The 10,236-nt window shown below is 73.6% G+C and carries 11 protein-coding genes; 7 read left to right on the top strand and 4 right to left on the bottom strand.

Annotated features, from left to right (window positions below):
• Positions 1–189, bottom strand: a 189-nt coding sequence (locus ACFSBI_RS15865; protein WP_377936647.1) for a protein kinase family protein, incomplete at its 3' end; no start/stop codon positions are given.
• A gap of 159 nt (positions 190–348) precedes the next feature.
• Here ACFSBI_RS15865 and ACFSBI_RS15870 point away from each other — a divergent pair.
• The 7 genes from ACFSBI_RS15870 to ACFSBI_RS15900 all read left to right on the top strand — a co-directional run bounded on the left by ACFSBI_RS15870 (position 349) and on the right by ACFSBI_RS15900 (position 8,075).
• Complete coding sequence (locus tag ACFSBI_RS15870; RefSeq protein ID WP_377936649.1) at positions 349–639, top strand: hypothetical protein; 291 nt, start codon at positions 349–351, stop codon at positions 637–639.
• A 62-nt stretch (positions 640–701) separates the two neighbouring features.
• On the top strand, positions 702–1,298 hold the full coding sequence (ruvA, locus tag ACFSBI_RS15875) for a Holliday junction branch migration protein RuvA (protein ID WP_377936651.1): 597 nt from the start codon (positions 702–704) through the stop codon (positions 1,296–1,298).
• A complete protein-coding gene (ruvB, locus tag ACFSBI_RS15880; protein ID WP_377936653.1) occupies positions 1,295–2,320 on the top strand; it encodes a Holliday junction branch migration DNA helicase RuvB in 1,026 nt (341 codons plus the stop codon). The genes ruvA and ruvB overlap by 4 nt, the downstream gene beginning before the upstream one ends.
• A gap of 132 nt (positions 2,321–2,452) precedes the next feature.
• Positions 2,453–2,869 (top strand): preprotein translocase subunit YajC, encoded by a 417-nt coding sequence (gene yajC, locus ACFSBI_RS15885; protein ID WP_377936655.1) that lies wholly within the window; start codon positions 2,453–2,455, stop codon positions 2,867–2,869.
• Positions 2,870–2,968: 99 nt separating this feature from the next.
• Positions 2,969–4,687, top strand: coding sequence for a protein translocase subunit SecD (gene secD, locus ACFSBI_RS15890; RefSeq protein WP_377936657.1), 1,719 nt, complete (start codon positions 2,969–2,971; stop codon positions 4,685–4,687).
• Positions 4,687–5,736 carry a protein translocase subunit SecF gene (gene secF, locus ACFSBI_RS15895; RefSeq protein WP_377936659.1) on the top strand — a complete coding sequence of 350 codons (1,050 nt, stop codon included), beginning with the start codon at positions 4,687–4,689 and terminating at the stop codon, positions 5,734–5,736. The genes secD and secF overlap by 1 nt, the downstream gene beginning before the upstream one ends.
• Positions 5,737–5,849: 113 nt before the next feature.
• The gene (locus tag ACFSBI_RS15900; RefSeq protein ID WP_377936666.1) at positions 5,850–8,075 is read left to right on the top strand and encodes a RelA/SpoT family protein; all 2,226 of its coding nucleotides are present in this window, start codon (positions 5,850–5,852) and stop codon (positions 8,073–8,075) included.
• On the opposite strand, the gene ACFSBI_RS15905 is transcribed toward ACFSBI_RS15900, so the two are convergent.
• The 3 genes from ACFSBI_RS15905 to ACFSBI_RS15915 form a co-directional block, all read right to left on the bottom strand.
• Positions 8,045–8,629 (bottom strand): hypothetical protein, encoded by a 585-nt coding sequence (locus tag ACFSBI_RS15905; protein WP_377936661.1) that lies wholly within the window; start codon positions 8,627–8,629, stop codon positions 8,045–8,047. The two genes, ACFSBI_RS15900 and ACFSBI_RS15905, sit on opposite strands and share 31 nt — an antisense overlap.
• 90 nt (positions 8,630–8,719) lie before the next feature.
• A complete protein-coding gene (locus tag ACFSBI_RS15910) occupies positions 8,720–9,973 on the bottom strand; it encodes a DUF349 domain-containing protein (protein WP_377936662.1) in 1,254 nt (417 codons plus the stop codon).
• 52 nt (positions 9,974–10,025) lie between these two features.
• On the bottom strand, positions 10,026–10,236 hold a 211-nt coding region (locus ACFSBI_RS15915), incomplete at its 5' end, for a dioxygenase (RefSeq protein WP_377936664.1).

The raw sequence follows: 10,236 nt of genomic DNA on the forward strand, positions 1-10,236 counted from the left end.
CAGCACGATCGTCTCGGCGTCCACGGCGCCGTGCACCGCGCCGGTCAGGTGCAGCGCCTCCAGCGCCTCGGCGACCTCCGTCCCGATCGCCTGCAGCCGCGCCGCGTCGACGCGCCCGTCCGCCATCAGCGCGGCGAGCGTCTCCCCGCTCGCGCCGTTCCCGTTCGACATCGTCTCCATGTCCGTCACCCCCGACCCGACAGCGTGCCAAGCCCGCGGCGTCCGCGGAACCGGTGCGGGGGACTGGTCGGGGGTCTCCCAGGGTCCGCGGAGGCGCGCCGGACCGCGTCGGGGAGCGGAGGATGGTCCGCGCGGCGCGCGGGGCGCCGCTCGAGCGAGGGGTGCCCCATGCCGTCCTACCGCGTCGTCCTCACCGTCGGACGCGTCCACCCGGGCGGCAACGCCCAGGCCGTCCTGCCCGCGGCGGCCGGCGCGGTCGCCGAGCTCGCGGTGGTCGAGGCGAAGTCCGTCGGGGTGCGGCAGGGCAAGGCGGAGGCGACGGTGCGCTTCGAGGCGTCCGACGACGAGATCGCGAAGCAGATCGCTCCCGTCGCGGCGGAGGCCGCGTGGCAGCACGCGGAGGTCGTCGCCACCGCGCTGCGGCGCCAGCAGGGCACCCGCTGGCCGCTCGTCGCCTGAGGGCGGCGAACACGCGTTCGAGGTGCGCAGGCGGTGTCCGGGGCGCCGCCTACCCTCGTGCCGTGATCGCGTCGCTCCGTGGAACCGTGCTGGACGCCGCCGGCACGACGCTCGTCGTGGAGGTCGGCGGGGTCGGGTACGCCGTCGCCGTCACGCCCGACCACGCGCTGTCGGTGCGGCGGGGCGAGCAGGTGCTGCTGCACACCGCGATGGTGGTGCGCGAGGACGACGTGTCGCTGTTCGGCTTCCCCGACCGCGAGCGGCTGCAGGTGTTCGACCTGCTGCGCGGGGTGACCGGGGTGGGGCCGAAGTCCGCCATGGGGGTGCTCGGCGCGCTCGCCCCCGACGAGATCGCCGCGGCGGTCGCGAACGACGACGACGCGGTGTTCCGCAAGGTCAGCGGCATCGGCCCCAAGACGGCGAAGCTGATCGTCGTCTCGCTCACCGGCAAGCTCGTCGCCGTGCGCTCGGCGGCGCCCGCCGCGCGGCCGTCCGCCCGCGGCGCCGACGTCCTCGTCGCCCTGGTCGGGCTCGGGTACCAGGAGCGCGCCGCGCAGGCCGCGCTGGACGACGTCCTCGCCGCACGGCCCGACGAGCGGCAGACGGCTGTGCTGCTGCGCGCCGCGCTCGCGGCGCTCGGCCCGCAGGCGGTGCGGTGAGCGCCGTCGACCCGGTCCCGCAGTCCGAGGCCGAGCTCGCGTTCGAGGGTGCGCTGCGCCCGAAGTCGCTCACCGACTTCGTGGGGCAGGCGGGCGTGCGCAAGCAGCTCGAGGTGCTGCTGAAGGCCGCAGCGATGCAGAACCGCACCCCGGACCACATCCTGCTCGCCGGTCCGCCCGGGCTCGGCAAGACGACGCTGGCGATGATCGTGGCGGAGGAGTCGGGCCGGCCCCTGCGGATGTCGAGCGGCCCCGCGATCCAGCACGCCGGCGACCTCGCCGCGGTGCTGTCCTCGCTGACGCCCGGCGAGATCCTGTTCATCGACGAGATCCACCGGATGGCGCGCTCCGCGGAGGAGATGCTCTACCTCGCGATGGAGGACTTCCGCATCGACATCATGGTCGGCAAGGGCGCGGGAGCCACGTCGATCCCGCTCGACCTCGCGCCCTTCACCCTCGTGGGGGCGACCACGAGGTCGGGGCTGCTGCCGAACCCGCTGCGCGACCGCTTCGGCTTCACCGCGAACCTCGAGTTCTACGCCGTGGACGAGCTGGAGCGCGTGCTGCTGCGCGCCGCGACGCTGCTGGGGCTCGACGTGCGACCGCCGGCGCTGCGCGAGATCGCCTCGCGGAGCCGGGGGACGCCGCGCATCGCCAACCGTCTGCTGCGCCGCGTCCGCGACTGGGCGCTGGTGCACGACGGGACGGCCGACCACGCGGCGGTGCAGGCCGCGCTCGAGCTGTACGACGTCGACGAGAGCGGCCTCGACCGGCTCGACCGCGCCGTGCTCGACGCGATCATGGACCGCTTCGACGGCGGCCCCGTCGGCCTCAGCACGCTGGCGGCGAGCGTGGGGGAGGAGCAGGACACGATCGCCTCGGTGGTCGAGCCGTTCCTGGTGCGCATGGGCCTCGTCTCCCGGACGCCGCGCGGCCGCGTCGCGACCTCGGCGGCGTGGCGCCGCGCGGGGAAGCGCCCGCCCGTCGCCGGTGCGCCGGCGCTCTTCGACGAGTCGGCCTGACGCACGCGACACCCAGGTGCCCGGTAGTATCGGGGCGCTCGAGGCGGCCCCGTCGCCGCTGACCCTGCGCCGCCCGGGGACCCGGATGGCCTGGTGCGGGGGCCACATCGCCGCCAGAAAGGCACCACTCCCATGGACGCGCAGACCGGACAGCTGCTCTTCTTCGGCGCGATCATCCTCGTGATCGTGCTGCTCATGTTCCGCAACGGCCGCAAGCGGCAGCGCGACGCCGCCGCCCTCACCGAGTCGCTCAAGCCGGGCGCCGAGGTGATGACCACGTTCGGCCTCTTCGGGACGGTCGAGTCGATCGACGAGGCGGAGAACCGGATCGTCCTGCGCACCGGCCCGGGGTCGACGGTGACGATCCACCGGCAGGCCATGGGGCGGGTCGTGACCCCGGTCGCCGACGACGGCACCCAGGTGAACGGCGAGCCGGTCGTGCTCGACGACGCCGCCGCCGACCCCGCGTTCGGCGAGCGGGCCGGCGAGCCGGTCGACCTCGAGAAGCGCGACGACGCCGCCCGCGGTGCCGGGAAGAACGCCGACTAGCCCGTACCATCACCGGGCCGCTCCGCCGGGCGGCCCGAGCCGTGCCCGACGCGCCCGCCGCTCGAGCCGCACGGCGCCGCCCGCGAAGAAAGGCCCTCGGTGGCGAAACCCGCAAGCCCGCTCCGGCACGCCCGCCGGGCACTGGTCTGGCTGCTGGTGGTGATCGTCGCCGGGATCGCGCTGAACGGCGTCGGCGTGCTGACGGCGCCCGGCAGCACGTTCGCCACGAAGGCGGAGGCCTTCTTCCCGAAGCTGGGGCTCGACCTCGTGGGCGGGACGCAGGTCATCCTGCAGGCGCAGGTCCAGGGCGGGGGGAACCCGACGGCGGACCAGCTGAACCAGTCCGTCGCGATCATCCGGCAGCGCGCGAACGCCGGCGGCAGCCCCGACGCGCAGGTGAACGTCTCGGGGCAGAGCAACATCGTCGTCTCGCTGCCGGGGACGCCCTCGCAGGCGACGATCAACAGCGTCCGCTCGAGCGCCCGCCTGGACTTCCGCCCCGTGCTCGCGACCGCGGCCGCGCCGACCGCGTCGATCGGGTCGCAGGCGCCGTACACGCCGCCGGCGTCGCTCGCGGCGACCCCATCCGCGTCGCCGACGAACAGCAGCGACCTCGCGCAGGTGTCCCCGCGGCTCGCCGCGATCTACGAGAACTACCGCTGCGGCCAGGACGCGAACAACGGCAACGCGCCGGCGGACCAGCCGCTCGTGACGTGCTCCGACGACGGCACGGCGAAGTACCTGCTCGGGCCGGTGGAGGTGCCGGGCACCAACATCACCAACGCCACGAACGGCCTGGTGACGAACGCGCAGGGCGCGACGACGGGCGTGTGGGCCGTGAACCTCACCCTGAACGCGCAGGGCTCGCGGCAGTTCGCCGCGGTGTCGGAGCGGCTCGTGAGCCTGACCGGGGCGCGCAACCAGTTCGGCATCGTGCTCGACGGCCGCGTCGTCTCGGCGCCGGGCATCAACGAGGCGATCACCAACGGCCAGGCGCAGATCACCGGCAACTTCACCCAGGACTCGTCGCGGGCGCTGGCCGACCAGCTGAAGTTCGGCGCGCTGCCGATCAACTTCCAGGTGCAGAGCCAGGACACGATCTCCGCCACGCTCGGCTCGAGCCAGCTGACCGCGGGCCTGATCGCCGGCCTCATCGGCCTGATCCTCGTGTTCGGCTACGCGCTGTTCCAGTACCGCCTGCTCGGCATGGTGATCCTCGCCTCGCTCGGGATCTCCGCCGTGCTCACCTTCCTGGTGCTCGACTTCCTGTCCTGGCGGCAGGGGTACCGCCTGTCGCTCGCCGGCGTGACGGGCATCATCGTGTCGATCGGCATCACCGCCGACTCGTTCATCGTGTACTTCGAGCGCATCCGCGACGAGCTGCGCGAGGGCAGGGCCCTCGAGGGCGCGGTGGAGGCCGGCTGGCGCCGCGCCCGGCGCACCGTCCTCGCGTCCGACGCGGTGAACCTGCTCGCCGCCGGCGTGCTCTACGTGCTCGCGATCGGCGACGTGCGCGGGTTCGCGCTGACGCTCGGGCTCGCGACGATCATCGACGTCGTCGTCGTGATCCTGTTCAGCCATCCGATGCTGCAGATCCTCGCCCGGCGGCCCTTCTTCGCGAGCGGCCACGCGCTGTCCGGGCTCGACCCCCGCGCGCTCGGCGCCGTGTACCGCGGGCGCGGGCAGTTCCGGGCGCCCGTGAGCGACCGGGCGGGACGCGCCCGCCGCAGCACGGGCGAGGCGCAGCGCAGGCAGACGATCGCGGAGCGCAAGGCCGCGGAGGAGCAGGCCGGCGTCGGCCGGGGGAGCGAGGACTGATGGCCGGCCTCACGTCGTTCGGCAACGACCTCTACACGGGCGCCCGCTCGATCGACTTCATCAAGCGGCGCCGCCTCTGGTACCTGGTCTCGGGGATCGCGGTGATCCTCGCGATCGTGCTGCCGACGCTGGTGCTGCCGCAGATCGGCCGCGGCTTCCAGTTCGGCATCGAGTTCACCGGCGGGTCGCAGTTCACGATCACGAACTCGAGCCGGGACCTGAACGACGACCAGATCGCGATCGACGCCGTGCAGTCGGTGACCGGCACGGAGGTGACGCCGCTCGTCGCGGTCGTCGGCGGCGACGCGGTCCGCATCCAGACCTCGCAGCTCGATCCGACGGGCGGCGGCACGACGAACACCGACCGGGTCCGCGCCGCGCTCGCCGACGCCTACGGCGTCTCGAACGGACAGGTCGCGACCTCGTTCATCGGCCCGACCTGGGGCGCCGACATCTCCGCGTCGGCGATCCGCGGCCTCATCATCTTCCTCGTGCTCGTCACCGTCGTGATGGCGGTGTACTTCCGCACCTGGAAGATGTCCGTGGCGGGCCTCGTCGCCCTCTTCCACGACCTGATCATCACCGCGGGCGTCTACGGCATCGTCGGGTTCGAGATCACGCCGGCGGCCGTCATCGGCTTCCTCACGATCCTCGGCTACTCGCTCTACGACACCGTCGTGGTCTTCGACAAGATCCGCGAGAACACCGCGGCGATGGGGGAGCGACCGACCCGCACCTTCGCCGAGACCGTGAACCTCGCCGTGAACCAGACGCTTGTGCGCTCGATCAACACCTCGATCGTGGGGCTGCTGCCCATCGCGTCGATCCTCTTCATCGGCACGACGCTGCTGGGCGCCGGCACGCTGCGGGACATCGCCCTCGCGCTGTTCATCGGGATCATCGCCGGGACCTACTCGACCGTGTTCGTCGCGGCGCCCCTGTACGTCGACCTGCGCTCGCGGGAGCCGCGCATCCGCGCGCTCGACGCTCGGGCGCTCGCCGCGCGGGGCCAGGACGCGCGACCGCTCGAGCCCACCGCCGCGGGCTGAGGGACGCCGGCCGGGGCGCCTCGCGGGAAGAGGACGACCCCGGCCGCTGTTAGCCTCCACAGGACGGGAGGTGCCGCTTGACCGAGACCCGCGAGGCGCCCACGACGGCATCGATGCGGCGCCGCGTGCCGCGCCTGTTCTCCCGGTCGCAGCCCGCCGACGCGGTCGACGTGCTGATCCGCACCGTGCGGCAGCACCACCCGAAGTCGGACACGAGCGTCGTCGAGCGCGCCTACGCCGCCGCCGAGAAGGCGCACCGGAGCCAGCAGCGGAAGAGCGGCGAGCCGTACATCACGCATCCGGTCGCCGTCTCGCAGATCCTCGCCGAGCTCGGCATCGGGCCGCGCGGCGTCGCGGCGGCCCTGCTGCACGACACGGTGGAGGACACCGACTACACGCTGGACGAGCTGCGGGCGGACTTCGGCGACGAGGTCGCGCTGCTCGTCGACGGGGTCACCAAGCTCGACAAGCTGAAGTACGGCGACTCGGCGCAGGCCGAGACCGTGCGGAAGATGGTCATCGCCATGTCGAAGGACCTCCGGGTCCTCGTCATCAAGCTCGCCGACCGGCTGCACAACGCCCGCACCTGGGGGTTCGTGCCCGCGGAGAGCGCCCAGCGCAAGGCGAAGGAGACGCTCGAGATCTACGCGCCGCTCGCGCACCGCCTCGGCATCCAGACGATCAAGCTGGAGCTCGAGGACCTGTCGTTCGCGGTGCTGTACCCGAAGCTCTACCTCGAGATCGAGTCGCTCGTGCGCCGCCGCACGCCGCTCCGCGAGGAGTTCGTCGCCTCGGTCACGGACCAGGTGACCGAGGACCTGCGGTCCGCGCGCATCAAGGGCAAGGTCCAGGGCCGGCCGAAGCAGTACTACTCGATCTACCAGAAGATGATCGTGCGCGGGCGCGAGTTCGACGACATCTACGACCTCACCGGCATCCGCGTGCTCGTCGACAGCGTGCGCGACTGCTACGCCGTGCTCGGCGCGATCCACGCCCGGTGGACCCCGGTGCCCGGGCGCTTCAAGGACTACATCGCCACGCCGAAGTTCAACCTGTACCAGTCCCTCCACACGACGGTGCTCGGCCCCGAGGGGCGCCCGGTCGAGATCCAGATCCGCACGCACGAGATGCACCAGCGGGCGGAGTTCGGCGTCGCGGCGCACTGGAAGTACAAGGAGCAGGTCGCGGGTCGTGCCGCGTCGTCGGGACCCGTCGTGAACGGCGACACCGACATGGCGTGGCTCGCCCACCTCTCCGACTGGGAGAGCGAGACCGCCGACCCGCAGGAGTTCCTGGAGGGGCTGCGGTTCGAGATCGGGGCGAAGGAGGTCTACGTCTTCACCCCGAAGGGGAAGGTGATCGGCCTGCCGTCCGGAGCGACGCCGGTCGACTTCGCCTACGCCGTGCACACCGACGTGGGCCACCGCACGATGGGCGCCAAGGTCAACGGCCGGCTCGTGCCGCTCGAGTCCGGGCTCGCCTCCGGCGACGTGGTGGAGATCTTCACCTCGAAGAACCCCGACTCCGGCCCCAGCAAGGACTGGTTGCAGTTCGTGCGGAGCCCCCGGGCGCGCTCGAAGATCCGGCAGTGGTTCACGAAGGAGCGGCGCGACGAGGCGATCGAGCAGGGGCGCGACGCGATCGCGCGGGCGATGCGGAAGCAGGGCCTCCCGCTCACGAAGCTGATGAGCCAGGACGTGCTCGTCGGCATCGCGACGTCGATGCGCCACGAGGACGTCTCGGCGCTGTACGCCGCGGTGGGGGAGGGCCACGTCTCGACCCAGTCGGTGATCGAGCGGGTGCTCGCGCAGCTGCAGGACGTGCAGGAGGTCGACGAGCCGGAGTTCGAGGCGCCGACGACCGGCCGGCAGCGGGCGATCCGGTCCGCCGACTCCGGCGTGCTCGTGCGGGGCGCGAACGACATCCTCGTGAAGCTCGCGAAGTGCTGCACCCCGGTGCCGGGCGACGAGGTGCTCGGCTTCGTCACGCGGGGCGCGGGCGTCTCGGTGCACCGCACCGACTGCACCAACGTCGTCTCGCTTGAGCGGGAGCCCGACCGGATGGTCGAGGTGGAGTGGGCGCCGACCTCGAAGAGCGTCTTCCTCGTGCAGATCCAGGTGGAGGCGCTGGACCGATCGGGCCTGCTGTCGGACGTGACGCGGGTGCTGTCGGAGCACCACGTGAACATCCTGTCGGCGAACGTCTCGACCTCGAGCGACCGCCTCGCGCTCAGCCGCTTCCTGTTCGAGATGGGCGACACCACCCACCTCGACCGGGTGCTGAACGCGGTGCGGCGCATCGAGGCCGTCTACGACGTGTACCGGGTCTCGGCCGCCTGATCCGCCCCGCTCGGCGCAGGGCCGAGCAGCAGCGCACGGGCCCGCGCCGCGACGCGGTGCTTCCCGTTGTGCTTCGGCATCGCGGCGATCCGCGAGGCGGTCTCGTCGGCGTCGAGCCCCGTGAGCCGCAGGAGGTCGCGCGCGGTCGCCTCCGCCGCCGCGCCGTCCCGCAGCAGCAGGTCGAACGCGGTCTTCAGCGGAGAGGTCACCCGCACCCCGCCGAGCCGCACGACCTCGCCGGGCCCGAACCGCGCCTCCCGCGGCGCCGGACGCATCGACCGCAGCGCCCGGCCGCGGGCCAGGTCGACGGCGAGCGTGAGCGGGTTCGGCAGGGCGGGCGAGGCGCCGTGCACCCAGGCCGCCGTCCAGGTGTCGACGACGACCGCGGGGTGCAGGGCGGCCGGCAGCAGGCTCCCCGCGCGGACCTCCGGCCCGACCACGGCGTCGACGGCGACCGGGGACAGCCCGAGGTCGAAGCTGTCCCCGTCGAGCCGCATCGCCGAGGCCTCGGCGCAGGAGAAGAGACCGGGCTCGACGAGGGCTGCGGTGCGCACCCGCGAAGGCTGCCCGATGCGATCCGGTGCCGTCCGGCGCAGGGACGCCCTGTGGACAACCGGTCCCGCGAGGGGGCCGGGGGAGGAGCGTCAGCCGATCGCGTCGAGCCAGATGCGGCGGGCGTTCAGCGCGTCCTCCGCGTCCTTGATCCGCTTGCGGTCGCCGGCGGCCTGCGCGTCGGCCAGCTCGCGCTCCAGCTTCCCGATGGCCGCGTTCAGCTGCGACGCGAGCCCCTCGGAGCGCGCCTTCGTCTCCGGGTCGGTGCGCCGCCAGTGCTCCTGCTCGAGCGCGGCGACGTGCTGCTCCACCTTGCGCAGGCGGTCCTCGACGTGCCGCACCTGGTCCCGGGGCACGCGACCCGCCTCGTCCCACCGCCGCTGGATGCCGGTCAGGCGGCTCCGCGCGGCCTGCGCGTCGCGGACCTGCAGCAGCGGCTCCGCCTCCTCGAGCAGGGCCAGCTTGACCTCGAGGTTGCCGCCGTACTCGGCGTCCTGCGCCGCGCGCGACTCCGCCTTCGCGGCGTACAGCGCGTCGCCCGCAGCGCGGAAGCGCGCCCACAGGGCGTCGTCGACCTTGCGCCCGGCGCGGCCCGCGCGCTTCCACTCGTCGAGCAGCCCGCGGTATGCGCCGATCGGGTCGGCGGAGGAGCCGGCGAGCGACTCGGCCCGCGCGACGATGCGCTCCTTCTGCTCCTTCGCCGCGCCCTGCGTCGCGTCGAGCTCGGCGAAGTACGCGCGGCGCTGGCCGTCGATCGCGGCGCGGGCGTCGCGGAACCGCTTCCACAGCTCGTTCGCCTCACCCTTCGGCAGACGCGCGCCGCTGCGCTGCCCCTCCTGCCAGCGGGCGAAGAGGGCGTCCATGGTCTGCCCGGTCGCCTTCCACTGCACGGTCGAGGGGTCGCGGGCGGCGAGCCGCTCCGCCTCCTCCACGATCGCGAGCCGGTCCGCCCGCGCCTGCTCGACCTGTGCGCGGTGCTCCTCGGAGCGCTGCGCGGACAGGTCCTCCACGGTGCCGGTCAGCGCGGCCACGCGGTCCCGGAGCGCCTGCAGGTCGCCGACGGCCGCGGGCGACTCGAGCGCCGCGGCGAGGCGGGAGACCGCCCTCGCGACCTCGGCCGGCGGGGCGCCGCGACGGGCGCGCTGCTCCAGCAGCCCGACCTGGCTCGCGAGGTCGGTGTACTTGCGCTCGTAGTAGGAGAGCGCCTCCTCCGGCGTGGCGTCGGGGAACTCGCCCACCTGCCGCTCGGAGTCCCCGTCGCGCACGAAGACGACCCCTCGGTCGTCCACGCGGCCCCAGGGCGCGGTCGCGCTCTCGGCGGTCGGTCCGGTCTCGGACGTGGTCACAGCGATCACCTCGGTCGTCCAGGCTAGTGCACGGGCACCGCGCGGCTGCGGGCTACCGCGCGGGCGTCGGGCTGCTCGAGGGCGTCGCGCTCGGCGCGGGCATCGGGCTCGGCGACGCGGCGGGCGCCGCGGGCCCGACGGTGAAGGCGAGCACCTGCGCCGCGACGGCGACGGCGAGCACCGGCAGGAACACCGCCGCGGCGATCCGGTCGTCGCGACGGCGGCGCGCGCCGCGGTCGCGGTGGACCGCCTGCCGCACCGCG

The organism is Amnibacterium endophyticum, from assembly GCF_042680685.1.
GTDB lineage: Bacteria > Actinomycetota > Actinomycetes > Actinomycetales > Microbacteriaceae > Amnibacterium > Amnibacterium endophyticum.